We start from the raw sequence: 16,056 nt of genomic DNA on the forward strand, positions 1-16,056 counted from the left end.
AGCCACCCACGCTTGCAAAGACACAGCTTCACTTCCTCCGCTCATCATTTCGTCCTCGTCTTGCACCCAAAATATTCCAGAAGTCGCTTGGATTCTTGTCCTGCACGTACAGCCGTAGACCAATGACCCCGACCAGCCAAGCAGCGGCGAGTATCAGGATGGGGATGACGAACTCAACACCTTCACCCATAGAGTCCAGTACACCATCCCCTGCCACGACCAAAGCTATGGCCACGCCATAGATCGTCGAAGCCCAGTACCAGCCAAGCTCCTGCCCGGGGCTTAGTGGTCTGACAAGGTTTTTCAGATTGCGTAGTCTCTTCTTCATACAAGAGCGAACCTCAATTTGGCGGCTCCTCGGGCCGCGCTTCGCAAGCCGAGGAACCGACATGCTTTTACTTCACGAAATAGTGGTAGATACCGCCGCCAATGGCCCACCCGGCACCGAATGCACCGCCTAGTGCCGCCCCAAGGGCTCTGCCAAGTCGGCGGGGCCAAGTCTTTAATCTGAACCCCTTTAGATTAAAGACCTGACCCCGAAGCCGCCGAAGCCGCGCTGACCCCGAAGCCGCGCGCCTGAATAGCGAGCACCGCATCATTTGGAGCGCCATTGAATTTGATCCATACCGACTGAATATCTGCCTCCATGGACCATACCCGCGCCTGAACGCAGCGGTAATAAGACCCATCGCGTTGCACCATGGCCCCAAGCGAGTACTCGCTGCCAGCCATCAGGCATTCGCTACCGACCAGACTGTTGGCCGGTGTTGGGACATCGGCCCTGATCTCTTTATTATCATGCCGAGGCGGTGCGTCATTTTGTGCGCCGACCAATTCAGAAATACTGCACAACAGCAGGAGGGCACTGGTCGCTCGGAAACACAGCATGCCAGTGATGCTTCTTTTCATATTGTCGCCAACAACGTATAGATGGAAGTAGTCAGCAGAATAGCCAGGCCTTACTATTTCGATAGCGCGCCGGGCGTAACGACTACGCGAGGCGCCTTGCATTTGAAGCAGGGCGTGGGATCAGTCGCCATATTCCTCCGCCAAACTGAATATAGGCATCACCAACCTTGATCACGGCACCCTCACCGTATTCTTTCCTGTCATATTTGCACCCCCCATCGCCACCAGCAACGGCAGCCAGTTCATTTGAAGCTATTTCACGCATGGGAATCACCCACTAAATATTTCGGCATTAACCATAAGTCGCGCGCAAATTTCACCACTACGGGATATCAATGAAAATTCGACCCGAGGATCAGTCGCCATTTCTCACGCTCGCGACTGGAAAGGAGATGTGAAACGCCACCTTTTCGGGAAAAAATGCAACATTGAAACCTGACCCTCTGCCCTGCGGTGGTGATATTACAAGCCTGACTGCCTATTGCACCCGCGAACTATGTCAATCTTTGAAAAGGCAACTTCATTCTGCATAGCCTGTGCGGCGCTGGCAACAGTTGGAAATAGACTATCGTCCCTTGCAGAAATATCATCTATCAGCCCGAACTGCAACAAGTCCGCGGCCGTTGCTGTCCAGTATTTCTTGTTCATGCCATTGCACAAATATCTTACGCCGTCCAAGACGATGGCTGATTTGTCGTTTGAGCGCAGAAACAGTAGTCGCTGAAGGAGATGCGTCTGCTCTGCCCGTGGGAAACGAACCGAAAACTCTCTTTCTTCGTCGGCCGAAATCTTTATGAGTAGTGAAAGCAGCGCGGGGTCCAGATAATCCTTGTCACCATAGTTCAATATGGCAGTTCTGGCATCACCGTGCAGCATCAGGACTCCACCCTCTTCGACAGAGGCATGCATTGCCGCCGGCAGTATGTAATTCACGCATGCCGAGTGGCAGAACCCCCGCACTCGAACGACGATCTTTCGACGGGCCAGTTCATAGGCCAACGCCATTGCTGCATTCACATCCCCGCCCTCGGATTGAATTACAAGAGTCCGCGTTTCGTTCGTCAGACCGTTAATAACTTGTTCCGATGCCTCCTTCGATATGCATCCAACCAAGCCCACAGCAGTCTTCGAAAAAAGAACACTGGTGCTGCAACCAACAGCAAAAGCTCTGATAGGCGCCGTGCCAGCGAGCACCAATATGAGAAGAAACGCGAAACTTTGCATGGATATACCATTCATATTATTCACGCACACTCCGAACACTTTTCAGCTTCGTGTGCCTAGCGTCATTGATCGAATCAAGCAAGTGAAACCGCACCGACTTGATCCGATCATGAATGCCGAAATTACGGCAACGGGCAGGTAATTGTTTTTGTGTAAGTTGAGGTAGTGGTAGGAGTTGACGATATATTCACACTTGCGTGGATGAACGGCGGCGTCGTGTTGAACGTCACACCCCCTCCACCACCACTTGTTTCAGTCCTTGTGATCGAGAAAACCCCAACTTCCGTACAGTTACTTTCTTGACGGGACCTGCTAGCAGCCAATGCACTAGATTGCGCTTCAAGAACGTTCTTCCAAGGCTGCGGATGCATTTTCCCGTCATCCCCATCGCCCCAACGATCCCCGCCAGATACCTGAGAGAGATGTGCACTTTCAATGACTCGCATTCGATTTCCTCCGTTTTGAATGCCAATGGCGCTTTATGCGGGCGCCTACAACCGCCTCATAGTTACCCCGCCTTCTTGCCTATAAGGGCTAATCGTTCAGACCCCTTGCAATGCTGGCTGCCGTCCGAACCGGCTCCACCACCCACTCCCAAACCCGCCTGCTCTCCTGCAGCACATCCGCCTCCAGCGTCATGCCCGCCTTCAGCGCAGTGAGAATTCCATTTGTCCTGATCGCCTGCGACCTCAGCCGCACGCTGATCCGATACAGCGGCTCATTCGCCTGCGCCGCCGTGAGCAAGGCCTGCGCCTGCCCCGCCGGCAAATCCTGCGGCGCCACCGGGCTTTGGCTCACGCCCTCCACCACCCCCTCGGCCATGCCGAATTTCTGGTACGGGTAGGCCGCATAGCGCAACCACACGATCTGTCCCGCCCGCACAAAACCGGCCGTGCGGCTGGGCGCGTACAGCTGAGCTTCCAATTGGCCGGCCTCGTCAGCGCTCTCCGCATCGGTGGCGACCAGGCTCACTAGCGTCTGCCCCGGCTGCACCGCCTGGCCCACATGCAGGCCCAGCGCGCTCACCCGGCCGGCCTTGGGTGCGGTGAGGGTCAGGCCGGCGCGGGCGTCGTTCTCGGCGCCCTCCTGGCTCAGCGCTGCCAGGCTGCGGTCCAGCTGCGCCAGGCTGGTCTGGCTGGCGTTGAGACTGCTCTGCTGTTCAGCGCGCAGGGCCTGGGCATCGCGCTGCAGCGCTTGCAGGCTGCGTTCGGCCTGGCGCTCGCGCAGTTGCAGGTCCAGGAGTTCCTCCTGCTTCTGCTGCGCCTGGGCGGCGGACACAAAGCCGTCCTTGGCCAGCTCGGTGTAACGAGCCTGACTCTTGAGCGCCAGTTGCACGCGCAGGCGGTTGGCTTCCAGCTCTCCCAGGGCCTGGCGCTCCTCGGCCTGCAGGCTGCGCAGGCGCTCGGTCAGGGCGTCCTGGCGCTGGCGCGCCTGCTGCTGGGTAAGCAGGCGTTCGGTGTCCAGGCTGGCGCGGCGCTGGGCCAGGGCCTGGGCGTTCAGCAGCGCCATCTCGCCGCCGCCCTGGGTCATGCGCTCGCTCTTCAGGCGCATCAGCGCCTGGCCGGCAGCCACCTGGTCGCCCTCGCGCACCAGGATCTCGGCCAGCACACCGGCCTGCGGCGCGGCCAGCACCATCATGCCGGCGCGCGGCAGCAGCAGGCCCGGCAGCTTGGCCTTGCGGGTGACTTCACCCCAGGCAGCAAAGGCGACCAAGGCCAGCGCCAGCGCCAGCGCGATGCCGGTCACCCAGGCAAAGCTCGCAGGCCGGCTTATGCGAATGCTGCCCAGCCATTGCACTTGGCGCGCCTGCAGCACTTCGGCGCGAAACAGCGGGGCCGCCGCCCCCTTGTCTTCTTCCGCTCGTCCTCGACTCCCAGCCCCACTCACCACACGCTCCCCGTCACGCGCCTCGCTTGGCGTCTGTCTTGTCTTTGTGTCACCTATATCGGTGACTTGACGGGATTGTGTCGCCCCCCTTGACAGGTCCATCCCCCTCAGGGGGGAGCGAGGCATGGACTGGAAACACCAGGGTTCTGTGCTATCCGTGCACGCACATGGGCTGCGTTATTGCCGCGGACGCCGAGCATTTTCTACACGCCGCCGCTGAAGATCCTCCCCAGCCAGCCCAGATACCAGTCCAGCAGGCGCTGCCAGCGGCTCTTCGGCGGTGCCGCTGCTTCGGCAGGCACCACGGCGGCACCATAACGCGTTTGCAGCGCGTCATTGAAGGCCGCGAAAAAATCGCCAGCCATCTTCTGCGCCGCCATGTCCACCAGGCGCGAGCCGATCTGCGCGATCTTGCCGCCCACGCTGGCCTGCACCTCGTAGTGCAGCAGCGTCTGCGCCGGGCCCTGGGCCTCCAGGCGCACCCGGGCCGTGCCCTTGCCATGGCCGGCGGCGCCGCCCGAGCCCTCGAAGGCGAGCTGGTAGCTGTGGGGCGGCTGCAGATCGGAGAGCCTCAACTTGCCCTTGAACTTGGCCTTCACCGGGCCGATGGACACCGCCACCAGGGCCTCGTACTCAGGCTCGCCAGCCTCGCCGGAGACGAGCGTGAGCGACTCGCAGCCGCTGATCGCGGCCTTCAGCATCTCGGTGTTGTTGAGCGCCTCCCAGGCCTGGGCCTGGGTGACAGCAAGGGTTTCTTGTCCGGTCAAATGCATGCTTGTGTGCCGAGTAGACGGGCGAGTTGTTCCAGGCTGGCGAGATTGTGGGCCGGCAGATGCAGGCTGACCTCGGGCAGCAGCGCCTTGATGCCGGCGGCCTTGGGCTCGAAGCCCTCGTAGCGCAGCAGCGGGTTCAGCCAGATCAGCCTGCGGCAGCGCAGGCGCAGGCGCGCCGCCTCACGGGCCAGGGCCTCGCAGCACGGATCATCATCGCCGCCCTGCTCCAGCCCGTCGGTGATCAGGAGCACGGCGGCGTCGGCCGGCAGCACGCGCCGCGCCCAGTGCTGGTTGAACTCGTGCAGGCAGGCGCTGATACGGGTGCCGCCCGACCAGTCCGCCACCTTGCGCGACACCGCGGCCAGCGCCACATCGGGGTCGCGCTGGCGCAAGAGACGGGTGATGGGCGTGAGCCGGGTGCCGAACACAAAGCTCGTGACGCGCGGCGCATGGCGCTGCTGTGTTGCCTGCGGATTCGACAGGCCATGCGCCAGGTGCAAGAGCATGCGCGAGTAGCGGCTCATCGAACCCGAGATATCGGCCAGGATCAAGAGCGGCGCCACGCGCAGGCGCGGCCGTTCGCGCCGCAGCATGGCAAGACCTGGCCCCCGGGCCGAGGCGCGCAGGCTGGCACGCCAGGCCACGCGGCCCTGCGCGGCCGGCGCCCAGCGGCGCGTGGGGTGGCGCGGCATGAGGACCTGCAGCTGCGCCAGCAGGCGCTTGGCCTGGGCCCATTCGGCGTGGGTCATGGTCTCGAAATCGCGCTGGCGCAGCAGCTCGCGCTGGCTCCAGCTGAGCGTGGCGTCGAGTTCGATGCGCTGCGCTTCCTCGGCCGGCGGCCGGGGCAGCTGGGCGGCATGGGGAAAGAGCGCCTCGGCCAGACGGCGGTTCTCGGAAGGGGGCGACGGCGCAAGCGCCTTGGCCTGCGCGCGCGGCAAGAGCATGGCCATCACCCGGCCCATCAGGTCGGGGTCGCGCCAGAAGATGTGAAAGGCCTGCTCGAACAGGGCGCGGTGCTCCTGGCGATCCAGCAGGCAGGCCGCCAGCGTGGCCTTGAAGTCGCGCCGCGAGGCCAGCATGCCGTCGAGTTGCAGGGCCTGCAGGCAAAGCTCGACGCGATCGGTGCCCACGCGCAGACCCGCGTCGCGCAGCACGCGCGAAAAGTGCATCACATTGGTGGCCAGGTGATCAGCTGCCATGCGTCGCCACGCGCACCTGCTCCAGCAGGCGCGCCGCCTCCGAGCCCTGCACGCGGGCGATGTCGTCCTGGTACTTGAGCAGCACGCCCAGGGTCATGTGCACGGTCTCGGGGTCCAGCACCAGGGCGTTAAGCTCCAGCAGCGCGCGCGACCATTCGATGGTCTCGGCGATGCCGGGCAGTTTGTAGAGGTCGATGCCGCGCAGGCCCTGGATGAAGCCGACGATCTGCTTGGCCAGCGCCTCGCCCGCGCCGGGCACGCGGCGCTGCAGGATGGTGAGTTCGCGCGCCGCATCGGGAAAGCCCACCCAGTGGTAGAGGCAGCGCCGCTTCACCGCGTCGTGGATCTCGCGCGTGCGGTTGGAGGTGATGATGACGATGGGCGGCGCGGCCGCGCTGACCGTGCCCAGCTCGGGAATGGTGAGCTGGAAATCGCTCAAGACCTCCAGCAAAAAGGCCTCGAAGGGCTCGTCGGCGCGGTCCAGCTCGTCGATCAGCAGAACCGGAGGGCCGGGCAGCTCCAGCGCCTGCAGCAGGGCACGCGGGATCAGGAAGCGGCGGGCGAAAAGATCGTCGGCATTCATCCCCTCCTTGCTGCCCGCCTGGATCTCCAGCATCTGGCGCGCGTAGTTCCACTCGTAGGCGGCGCTGGCCATGTCCAGGCCCTCGTAGCACTGCAGGCGGATGAGCGGCCGGCCCAGCATGGCCGCCAGGGTCTTGGCAAGCTCGGTCTTGCCGGTGCCGGGCTCGCCCTCCAGGAACAGCGGCCGCTGCAGGCGCAGGGCCAGGAAGACCGCACAGGCCAGCTCGCGCTCGGCCACATAGTCGTGGGCGAGCAGCGCGGCCGCGCAGTCGTCGATGCTGGCGGGCAGCGCTGTCATCCGGCCGCAGCCACAGCCCGTCCAGCCAAGACGGGGATCAACGCCGCACGGTACTCGGCCGAGCCATGCAGATCGCTGTTGAGCCCGTCCGGCTTGATCGACACCAGCTTGGCCGAGGTCTCGCTCCAGCTGCTGGCGAGTGCGTTCTCGATCGCCGTGGCCCTAAAAACGCAGGGGCCCGCGCCCGTGACCGCCACCCGCACCCCGGCGCTGGTCTTGGCCACGAACACGCCGACGATGGAGAAGCGCGAGGCCGGCTGCTTGAACTTCTGCCAGGCTGCCTTCGCCGGCACCGGGAAGCTCACCGCCGTGATGATCTCCCCCTCGTGCAGCGCGGTCTCGTACAGGCCCTGGAAGAAGTCGTCGGCGGCGATGCTGCGGCGGTCGGTGTGGATGGTGGCGTCCAGCGCCAGCACGGCGGCGGGGTAGCAGGCCGCCGGATCGTTGTTGGCCAGGCTGCCGCCCAGGGTGCCGCGGTTGCGCACCTGGCGGTCGCCGATATGGCCCGCCAGATCGGCCAGCGCGGGGATGGCCTGCTGCACCTCGCTGGAGGCGGCCACGCTGGCGTGGGTGCTCATCGCACCGATCACAAGCCGGCCCTTGTCGTCCATGCGTATGCCCTTGAGATCGGCCAGTCCGCTCAGGTCCACCAGCGAGGCCGGTGCCGCCAGGCCCAGCTTGATGGCGCCCAGCAAGGACTGACCCCCGGCGATGATCTTGGCATCCAGCGCGCTGGCGGCACGCGCCGCGTCGGCCAGGCTGGCGGCTTGGGTGTAGTTGAAGCTCATGGCTGTGCCTCCCTCATGCTCAACGTGCGGATTGAATCGCCATCCACACCGCATGCGGCGTGGCGGGCATGGGCACATCCTTGACGCCGATGGCGTTGCAGATGGCGTTGATCACCGCCGGCGGCGAACCGATCGCGCCGGCCTCTCCGCAGCCCTTCACGCCCAAGGGGTTGTGGGTGCAGGGCGTGCCCTTGGCGGTCTTGATCTGGAAGCTGGGCAGGTCGTCGGCGCGCGGCATCGCATAGTCCATATAGCTGCCGGTGAGCAGCTGGCCGCTCTCGACGTCGTAGATGCCATGTTCCAGCAGCGCCTGGCCTATGCCCTGCGCGATGCCGCCCTGCACCTGGCCCTCGACGATCATCGGATTGACGATGTTGCCGAAGTCGTCCACCGCACTGAAGCGGTCCACCCGCACCGCGCCGGTGGCCGGGTCCACCTCGACCTCGCAGACATAGCTGCCGGCCGGGTAGGTGAAGTTGGAGGGGTCGTAGAAGGCGTTCTCGTTCAGCCCGGGTTCCAGCTTGTCGAGCGGGTAGTTGTGCGGCACATAGGCGGTCAGCGCCACCGAGGCAAAGGGCACGGCGCGGTCGGTGCCGGCCACCTTGAACACGCCATGCTCGAACTCGATGTCGGTGTCGGCCGCCTCCAGCAGGTGGGCGGCGATCTTCTTGCCCTTGGCGATCACCTTGTCCACCGCCTTGACGATGGCGGTGCCGCCCACCGAGAGCGAGCGGCTGCCATAAGTGCCCATGCCGAACAGCACCTTGCCGGTGTCGCCATGCTGGATGTCCACATCGTCGATCGGGATGCCCAGCTTGTCGGCCACCACCTGCGCAAAGGTGGTCTCGTGGCCCTGGCCATGCGAATGGCTGCCGGTGAAGATGGTGACCTTGCCGGTGGGATGCACCCGCACTTCGCCGGCCTCGAACAGGCCGGCGCGCGCGCCCAGCGCGCCGGCGATGTTGGAGGGCGCCAGGCCGCAGGCCTCGATATAGGTGGAGTAGCCGATGCCGCGCTTCAGGCCCTTGGCCTCGCTGACCGCCTTGCGCGCGGAAAAGCCCGCCACATCGGCCAGTTCGATCACGCTGCTGAGCGTGGCCTGGTAGTCGCCGGTGTCGTAGGTCAGGCCCACCGGCGTCGCGTAGGGGAAGTCATGGATGAAATTGCGGCGGCGGATCTCTGCCGGGTCGAGGCCCAGCTCATGCGCCGCGGTCTCGACCAGACGCTCCACCACATAGGTAGCCTCGGGCCGGCCGGCGCCGCGGTAGGCGTCCACCGGCGCAGTGTTGGTGAACACCCCCGTCACCTCGGCGTAGATCTTGGGCGTGCGGTACTGGCCGGCCAGCAGGGTGGCGTACAGAATCGTCGGCACGCTGGACGCAAAGGTGGAGAGGTAGGCGCCCAGGTTCGCGGTGGTGTGCACGCGCAGGGCGAGGAAATGACCGTCGTCGTCGGTGGCGAGTTCGGCCACCGTGGCATGGTCGCGGCCATGGGCGTCGCTGAGGAAACTCTCGCTGCGTTCGGCGGTCCACTTGATCGGCCGGCCCAGCTGCTTGCTGGCCCATACCAGCGCGGTCTCCTCGGCGTAGAGGAAGATCTTGGAGCCGAAGCCGCCGCCCACATCCGGCGCCACCACACGCACCTTGTGCTCGGGGATGCCCAGCACGAAGGCGCACATCAGGAGCCGCTCGACATGCGGGTTCTGGTTCGCCACATAAAGCGTCCAGCTCTCGTCGGCCGGGTTGTAGCTGGCATTGGCTGCGCGCGGCTCGATCGCGTTGGGGATCAGCCGGTTGTTGCGGAACGCCAGCTTGGTGATGTGCGGCGCGCTGGCAAAGGCCGCGTCGGTGGCCGCCTTGTCGCCGCAACCCCAGGTGTAGCAGACGTTGTCGGGCGCCTCGGCGTCATGCACGCTGGCCGGCGCGCCCTTGGCAGCGGCCACGTCCACCACCGGGGTCAGGTCTTCATAGTCCACCTCGATCAGCTGCGCCGCGGCCTTGGCCTCGGCATAGCTCTCGGCCACCACCAGCGCCAGCTGATCGCCCACATAGCGCACCTTGCCATCCGCCAGGATGGGGTGCTTGGGCTCCTTCATCGGCGTACCGTCCAGGCTCTTGATCAGCCAGCCGCAGGGCAGGCCGCCAACGGCGCGGAAATGCTCGCCGGTATAGACGTCCAGCACGCCGGGCGCCGCCTTGGCCGCCGCGGTGTTGATGCGCTTGATGCGCGCATGCGCATAGGGGCTGCGCAGGAAGTAGGCAAACGTCTGGCGCGGCAGCACGATGTCGTCGGTGTACTGGCCGCGGCCGGTGAGGAAACGCGCGTCTTCACGACGGCGCACGCTTTGGCCGATCAGGCCTTGCTGGGGTGCGTTCATGGGGCGGTACTCCTCACTTCTTACTTCATGCCCTGGGCGCCAAGCTGCACGGCGCGCACGATGTTCTGGTAGCCGGTGCAACGGCAGAAATTGCCCTCCAGGCCTTCGCGGATCTCGGCTTCGCTGCCGCAGCCATGGTGCTGCACCAGGTCCACCGCACTCATCACCATGCCGGGGGTGCAGAAGCCGCATTGCAGGCCATGGCATTCCTTGAAGGCCGCCTGCATCGGATGCAGCTCGCCGCTTGGGGCCGCCAGCCCCTCGATGGTGGTGATCTCGGCGCCATTGAGCTGCACCGCCAGCACATTGCAGGCCTTCACCGCATGGCCGTTCACGTGCACCGTGCAGGCGCCGCATTGGCCGGTGTCGCAACCCACATGGGTGCCGGTGAGCGCGAGGTCCTCGCGCAGGAACTGCACCAGCAAGCGCTCGGGCGCGATCTCGCGCGTGACCGTCTTGCCATTGACCTTGAGCGTCGTTTTCTGGCTGCTCATGATGTCTCCTTGTGGGTGTAGCGCCCCATGCTCGCGGGGATTGCCCGCCTCGACAGCTACCGTTATCCCTCCTGTATGCCCATCCATAGAGCCCGCCACCCCTGGGTTGTGCGTCAAGCTGGCACACTGCTGCGATAGCAAGGGGCTGGCGGCAATGGACAACGTAGATCTGCAGGTGCTGCGCCAGGTGGCGCAATGGCTTGACCAAGACAAGCGCGGCGTGGTGCTGGGCACCATCACGCGCACCTGGGGCTCGGCACCGCGGCCGGTGGGCTCGCTGGTGGCGGTGCGCGGCGATGGCCAGATCGCCGGCTCGGTCTCGGGTGGCTGCATCGAGGACGATCTGGTCGCCAGGCTGCGCGAGGGCGCGCTGCGGCTTGAGCGGCCCGAGCTGATCCGCTATGGCGTGGGCGCCGAGGAGGCCACGCGCTTCGGCCTGCCCTGCGGCGGCACGCTGGAGCTGGTGCTGGAGCCGCTGGGTCCGACCTCGCAGATCGATGCCCTGCTCGCCAAGCTGGCCGCCGGCGAGCGCGTGCGGCGCGTGCTGGACATGCGCAGCGGCGCCGTCAGCCTGCACGCACCCGAGGCCGGTGCCGATGTGGTGCAACTCAGCGCCGCCACCCTTGTCACCCACCACGGCCCGCAATGGCGCCTGCTCGTGATCGGCGCCGGCCAGCTCAGCCAATACCTGGCCAGCTTCGCGCTGGCGCTGGACTACCAGGTGCTGGTGTGCGACCCGCGCAACGAATACCAGCCCGAGATCCCCGGCGCCCGCATCACGCGCGAGATGCCCGACGATTGCGTGCAGGCCTTTGCCCCGGACGGCCACAGCGCCATCGTGGCCCTGACCCACGACCCCAAGCTCGACGACCTGGCGCTGATGGAAGCGCTCAAGAGCCCGGCCTTCTACGTGGGCGCGATCGGCTCGCGCCTCAACCAGGCCAAGCGCCGCGCCCGCCTGGCCGAGCATTTCGGCCTCAGCGAGGCTGAACTGGCGCGCTTGCACGGGCCGGTGGGCCTGCACATCGGCGCGCGCACGCCGCCCGAGATCGCACTGTCCATCCTCGCCCACATGACCGCCGAACGTTACGGCGTCACGCTCAGCAGCACATCGGCCGGATCGGGCGCAGAGGCGGGCTGCAGCCTTTAGGATGGTGCCACCATGATCCAACTGCACTACTACCCCAGCAATGCCAGCTTCGCGCCGCACATCCTGCTTGAAGAACTAGGCCAGCCCTTCGAGTTGAAGCTGGTGGACCGCAGCCGCGGCGAGCACCGCTCGCCCGCCTACCTGAAACTCAACCCGATGGGGCTGATACCGGCCCTGGTGGATGGCGATTTGGTGCTGAGCGAAACCGCCGCCATCCTGCTGCACCTGGCCGACACGCACCCCGAGGCCGGCCTGCTGCCGGCGCTGGGCACGGCCGAACGGGCGCAGGCCTATAAATGGCTGATGTGGCTCACCAACACCCTGCAGCCGCTGCTGATCGCCTACTACTACCCCGAGCGCTGGGTGGACGAGGGCAATACCGCCGGTGTGGCCCAGGTCAAGGCCCACGCCGAGGCGCGCATCTCGGCGCCCGGCGGCCTGCTGGAACTGCTGGACGACGAGTTCCAGCGCGGCCCCTGGATGCTGGGTGAGCGCTACAGCGCCCTGGACCCATTTGCCTTCATGCTGTGCCGCTGGACGCGCGGCTTTGCGCGCCCGGCGCGCAGCTGGCCGGCGCTGGGCGCCTTCCTGCAGCACATGCTGGAGCGCCCCGCGGTGCAGCGCGCCATTGCCACCGAGAGGCTGCCGCAGCCCTGGATCTGATCGGCGCGCCATGACCGAGCTGCTGCTGATACGCCATGGCGAGACCGACTGGAATCGCCGCCAATGCTTCCAGGGCCAGATTGACGTGCCGCTGAACGCCCATGGCCTGGCCCAGGCCGAGCGCCTGGCGGCGCGCCTGCGCGGCGAGCCCATCCAGGCCCTGGTGGCCAGCGATCTGAGCCGCGCGCTGCAGACCGCCGCGCCGCTGGCGCATGCCCTGGGCCTGCAGACCGAGCGGCAAGCAGCGCTGCGCGAGCAGGGCTTCGGCATTCTGGAAGGCATGAGCTTCGACGACATCCGCCGCGCCCATCCCGAGGAGTTCGCGCAATGGGCCCGCCAGGAACCCGACTACGCGCTGCCGGGTGGCGCCGAAAGCCGCCAGCGCTTCTTCCAGCGTGTCATCGGCGCGCTGGGCCGGCTGGCGGTGGCACACCCGCGCCAGACCCTGGCCGTGGTCACCCATGGCGGCGTGCTCGACATGGTGTGGCGCCATGCCCAGGCCCTGCCCCTGCATGGCCCGCGCGAATGCGCCATTCCCAATACCGGCATCAACCGCGTGCGCGTGCATGACGGCGGGCGCTTTGAGGTCCTCGGCTGGGCCGACGCGGCCCATCTGGAGGGCCTGGCCGATCAGGGTCTGGGGGCGCTGTCGGCCAGATAGCCGGCCGTCATTTCCTGCGCCAGCCGATCCAGCTGCAGCCGCTCCAGCACGCGCGGGCTGAAGTCGAAATCGCGCTGGCTGGTGTAGATGGCCTCGCCCACGCGCGGCAGGCTTGCAGCGGCGCGCGGCCCCAGGGCCGGCAGCAGCGGGTGCACGCGCAGGCGCAACACCAGGGCGGCATTCGCGTCGTCGGCGAACACGGCGGTGTCAACCACCAGCTCGCAGCCCTGGCGCTGCGCCTCGCCCAGCACCGCTTCAAGCGTGGCGCCGAGATCGCTGCTGCTGCCAACGCGCAGCAGCATAGGCACGACGCGCCGGCCGGCAGCATCCAGGCTGGCCGCCACCTGCTGGTTGAAGCGCAGATTGAGGCGGTCCCAGGCCAGGTTCTCGGCCTCGCTGCCGAGGTTGCGGCCATGTCCGTACACGATCAGGCAGGGCGGGTTCTGCGCCAGCGCGGCACAGCAAGCCGACAGCAAGATGGCGAAGAGGAGCGCGGCGCGGAGCATAGCCACAGTCTAGACTGCGCTCATGCTCCGGCCTGCAAGCACCCCGCCTCAACAACCCACCCGCCGCGCCTGGCTGCAACGGCTGGGCCGCGTGGCGGGCAGCGGCGCGGTCTATGCCGCGCTCGCGCAGCTGGGCCTGGCGCAGGCCTCGCCGGCGCGCGCCGATTTCGGCCTGGGCCGGGCGCCCACGGGGGCCCGTGTGCTGGTGCTGGGGGCAGGTCTTGCCGGCCTGGTGTCGGCCCATGAGCTGCAGCGCGCTGGCTACCGGGTGCAGCTGCTGGAATACCAGGCGCGCCCCGGCGGCCGCTGCTGGACCCTGCGCGGCGGCGACCGCTACACCGAGCTCGGCGGCGCCAGCCAGCGCTGCGAGTTCGCACCCGGCGAGTACTTCAACCCCGGTCCCTGGCGCATCCCCTACCACCACCATGGCGTGCTGGGCTATTGCAAGCGCCTGGGCGTGGCGCTGCAGCCCTTCATCCAGATCAACCAGAACGCCTATGTGCATGGGAAAAAAGCCTTCGGCGGCAGGCCGCAGCGCTGGCGCGAGCTGCAGGCCGACTTCCAGGGCCAGGTGAGCGAGCTGCTGGCCAAGGTGGTGCAGCAGCAGCGGCTCGACGAGGCCCTCAGCAACGAGGACCAGGCACGCCTGCTGGAGGCCTTGCGCAGCCACGGCGCGCTGGATGCGCAGGGCCGCTACCGGGCCGGCGAGATCGCCGCCGAGCGGCGCGGCTTTGCCGGCACGCAGGCGGGCGCCGGCGTGTCGGCCGGGCCGCCGCATGAGCAGCCGCTCGGCCTGCATGATCTGCTCGACAGCGGCCTGATGGGGCGGCTCGACCTCGGCAGCGCCTTCGAATACCAGATGCCGCTGTTCCAGCCGGTGGGCGGCATGGACGCGATCGCGCGAGCCCTGGCCAAGGCCGTGGGGCCGCGCATCCGCTACGGCGCGCGGGTCACCGAGATTCAGCAGGACGAGCGCGGCGTGACGGCGCACTACGAAACCCTTGCCAGCCCCGGCCAGCGGCACAGCGCCAGTGCCGACTGGTGCGTCTGCACCCTGCCGCTGTCGGTGCTGTCGCAGCTGGAGATGCGCATCAGCCCGGCGCTGCGCGCGGCCATCGATGCGGTGAGTTATTTCGCCGCGCTCAAGGTGGGCCTGCAGTTCAAGCGCCGCTTCTGGGAAGAGGACGAGGGCATTTACGGCGGCATCAGCAGCACCGACTTGGCGATACGCACGATAGGCTACCCCAGCCACCATTTCCATGCGCGCAAGGGCGTGCTGCTGGGCGCCTATGCCTTTGGCGCCAATGCCTACGAGTTCAGCGCCCTGCCCCCGGCCGAGCGCGTGCGCGAGGCGCTGCGCCTGGGCGCGCAGATCCATCCGCAATACCCGGCCGAGTTCGAGCATGGCATGGCGGTGGCCTGGCATCGCCACCCGGCCACGCTGGGTTGCTTTGCCGCTTGGACGCAGGCGGCGCGCGAGCGCCATTACCCGCAGCTGCTGCAGATGGACGGCCGCCTGATCCTGGCCGGCGAGCATGCCTCGCTGCTGCCGGCCTGGCAGGAGGGCGCGGTGCTCTCGGCCCAGCATGCGGTGACGCAGCTGCACGCCAGGGCCAGTGCATGACGACCCGCCCTGCCCTGCTGCTGACGCTCAGCCTGCTCGCCCTGCCGGCTGCGGCGGGCGAAGAGCCGCGCTTCTCGGCCGGCTGGGGCTTCGAGCAGCGCAGCGGCCCGGCCCTCTACGCCGCCATCTGCGCCGGCTGCCATATGCCCGACGGCCGCGGTGCCCGCGGCGCGGCCGCCTACCCGGCGCTGGCCGGCAATGCGCGCCTGGCCGCCACGCCCTATCTGCTGCGCATGATTCTGAAGGGCGGCAAGGCCATGCCGGCCTTTGCCAGCGTGCTCGACGATGGCCAGGTCGGCGCGGTGGCCGGCGAGGTGCTGCGGCGCTTCGGCCCGCCCGGCGCAATCCCCATCGGCAAGGACGAGGTCGCCGCGCTGCGCGCCGCCCTCCAACAAGAAGAAGGAAACCAACAACCATGAAACTGATCGCCATCCTGGCCTCGCTGCTGCTGCTGGTCGGCACGGCCCATGCCGACGAGGTGCTGCGCCACCGCACGCCCGGCTCCAGCTTCCCGATCGCCAGCGCGGTGGAGGTGCCGGCCGGCAAGACCCTGGTCTATCTGAGCGGCGCGGTGCCGCCGGTGCTGGACGAGAAGGCCGAACGCGGCAGCCTGGCCGCCTATGGCGACACCCGCAGCCAGACCGCCGGCACCCTGGCCGGCATCGAACGCACGCTCAAGGGCCTGGGCCTGACCATGGGCGACGTGGTGAAGATGCAGGTGTTTCTGGTGGGCGACCCGGCCAAGGGCGGCAAGATGGATTTCGAGGGTTTCATGGCCGCCTACCGCGAACATTTCGGCACGCCGGCCCAGCCCCGCCTGCCGGCACGCTCGGTGATGCAGGTGGCGGCCCTGGTGCTGCCGGGCTGGCTGGTCGAGATCGAGGTCACGGCCGTGCGGCCCTGAACAAGCCCAGACCTACG

Annotated in this window: 18 protein-coding genes; 6 read left to right on the top strand and 12 right to left on the bottom strand. The window is 66.8% G+C overall.

The window, feature by feature from the left end:
* Positions 1-28 precede the first annotated feature (28 nt).
* From WG898_RS04230 to WG898_RS04275, 11 genes are all read right to left on the bottom strand, one after another.
* Positions 29-328 carry a hypothetical protein gene (locus WG898_RS04230; RefSeq protein WP_339601492.1) on the bottom strand — a complete coding sequence of 100 codons (300 nt, stop codon included), beginning with the start codon at positions 326-328 and terminating at the stop codon, positions 29-31.
* A gap of 194 nt (positions 329-522) precedes the next feature.
* Positions 523-909, bottom strand: coding sequence for a hypothetical protein (locus WG898_RS04235; protein WP_339601493.1), 387 nt, complete (start codon positions 907-909; stop codon positions 523-525).
* 82 nt (positions 910-991) lie between these two features.
* Positions 992-1,174 carry a DUF1496 domain-containing protein gene (locus tag WG898_RS25290; RefSeq protein WP_444718901.1) on the bottom strand — a complete coding sequence of 61 codons (183 nt, stop codon included), beginning with the start codon at positions 1,172-1,174 and terminating at the stop codon, positions 992-994.
* 197 nt (positions 1,175-1,371) lie between these two features.
* Positions 1,372-2,133, bottom strand: coding sequence for a hypothetical protein (locus tag WG898_RS04240; RefSeq protein WP_339601494.1), 762 nt, complete (start codon positions 2,131-2,133; stop codon positions 1,372-1,374).
* 534 nt (positions 2,134-2,667) lie between these two features.
* Positions 2,668-3,879, bottom strand: a complete 1,212-nt coding sequence (locus tag WG898_RS04245; protein WP_339601495.1) for an HlyD family secretion protein — start codon at positions 3,877-3,879, stop codon at positions 2,668-2,670.
* Between the two features lie 344 nt (positions 3,880-4,223).
* Positions 4,224-4,793, bottom strand: coding sequence for an SRPBCC family protein (locus WG898_RS04250; protein ID WP_339601496.1), 570 nt, complete (start codon positions 4,791-4,793; stop codon positions 4,224-4,226).
* Complete coding sequence (locus WG898_RS04255) at positions 4,784-5,992, bottom strand: vWA domain-containing protein (protein ID WP_339601497.1); 1,209 nt, start codon at positions 5,990-5,992, stop codon at positions 4,784-4,786. The genes WG898_RS04250 and WG898_RS04255 overlap by 10 nt, the downstream gene beginning before the upstream one ends.
* A complete protein-coding gene (locus WG898_RS04260) occupies positions 5,982-6,872 on the bottom strand; it encodes an AAA family ATPase (protein WP_444718902.1) in 891 nt (296 codons plus the stop codon). The genes WG898_RS04255 and WG898_RS04260 overlap by 11 nt, the downstream gene beginning before the upstream one ends.
* Positions 6,869-7,660 (bottom strand): FAD binding domain-containing protein, encoded by a 792-nt coding sequence (locus WG898_RS04265; protein ID WP_339601498.1) that lies wholly within the window; start codon positions 7,658-7,660, stop codon positions 6,869-6,871. The genes WG898_RS04260 and WG898_RS04265 overlap by 4 nt, the downstream gene beginning before the upstream one ends.
* A 19-nt stretch (positions 7,661-7,679) precedes the next feature.
* The gene (locus tag WG898_RS04270; RefSeq protein ID WP_339601499.1) at positions 7,680-10,037 is read right to left on the bottom strand and encodes a xanthine dehydrogenase family protein molybdopterin-binding subunit; all 2,358 of its coding nucleotides are present in this window, start codon (positions 10,035-10,037) and stop codon (positions 7,680-7,682) included.
* A gap of 20 nt (positions 10,038-10,057) precedes the next feature.
* A complete protein-coding gene (locus tag WG898_RS04275; protein ID WP_339601500.1) occupies positions 10,058-10,531 on the bottom strand; it encodes a (2Fe-2S)-binding protein in 474 nt (157 codons plus the stop codon).
* A 154-nt stretch (positions 10,532-10,685) separates the two neighbouring features.
* Here WG898_RS04275 and WG898_RS04280 point away from each other — a divergent pair, with 154 nt between their 5' ends.
* Genes WG898_RS04280 through WG898_RS04290 form a run of 3 tightly spaced genes read left to right on the top strand, consistent with a single transcriptional unit; the run spans position 10,686 to position 13,005 of the window.
* On the top strand, positions 10,686-11,681 hold the full coding sequence (locus WG898_RS04280; protein WP_339601501.1) for an XdhC family protein: 996 nt from the start codon (positions 10,686-10,688) through the stop codon (positions 11,679-11,681).
* 12 nt (positions 11,682-11,693) lie between these two features.
* Positions 11,694-12,344, top strand: coding sequence for a glutathione S-transferase family protein (locus tag WG898_RS04285; RefSeq protein ID WP_339601502.1), 651 nt, complete (start codon positions 11,694-11,696; stop codon positions 12,342-12,344).
* A gap of 10 nt (positions 12,345-12,354) precedes the next feature.
* Positions 12,355-13,005, top strand: a complete 651-nt coding sequence (locus WG898_RS04290; protein WP_339601503.1) for a histidine phosphatase family protein — start codon at positions 12,355-12,357, stop codon at positions 13,003-13,005.
* Here WG898_RS04290 and WG898_RS04295 read toward each other — a convergent pair.
* On the bottom strand, positions 12,975-13,511 hold the full coding sequence (locus tag WG898_RS04295) for a hypothetical protein (protein ID WP_339601504.1): 537 nt from the start codon (positions 13,509-13,511) through the stop codon (positions 12,975-12,977). The two genes, WG898_RS04290 and WG898_RS04295, sit on opposite strands and share 31 nt — an antisense overlap.
* Positions 13,512-13,533: 22 nt before the next feature.
* Here WG898_RS04295 and WG898_RS04300 point away from each other — a divergent pair, with 22 nt between their 5' ends.
* The 3 genes from WG898_RS04300 to WG898_RS04310 are packed head-to-tail and all read left to right on the top strand — an operon-like array spanning position 13,534 to position 16,039.
* Positions 13,534-15,135 carry a flavin monoamine oxidase family protein gene (locus WG898_RS04300; protein ID WP_339601505.1) on the top strand — a complete coding sequence of 534 codons (1,602 nt, stop codon included), beginning with the start codon at positions 13,534-13,536 and terminating at the stop codon, positions 15,133-15,135.
* Positions 15,132-15,554: a c-type cytochrome gene (locus WG898_RS04305; protein ID WP_339601506.1), complete on the top strand. Its 423-nt coding sequence runs from the start codon at positions 15,132-15,134 to the stop codon at positions 15,552-15,554. Before WG898_RS04300 ends, WG898_RS04305 begins: the two co-directional genes overlap by 4 nt.
* Positions 15,551-16,039: a RidA family protein gene (locus WG898_RS04310; RefSeq protein ID WP_339601507.1), complete on the top strand. Its 489-nt coding sequence runs from the start codon at positions 15,551-15,553 to the stop codon at positions 16,037-16,039. Before WG898_RS04305 ends, WG898_RS04310 begins: the two co-directional genes overlap by 4 nt.
* Positions 16,040-16,056 lie beyond the last annotated feature (17 nt).

Source organism: Paucibacter soli, from assembly GCF_037482845.1.
In the GTDB taxonomy this organism is placed as follows: Bacteria; Pseudomonadota; Gammaproteobacteria; order Burkholderiales; family Burkholderiaceae_C; genus Paucibacter_B; species Paucibacter_B soli.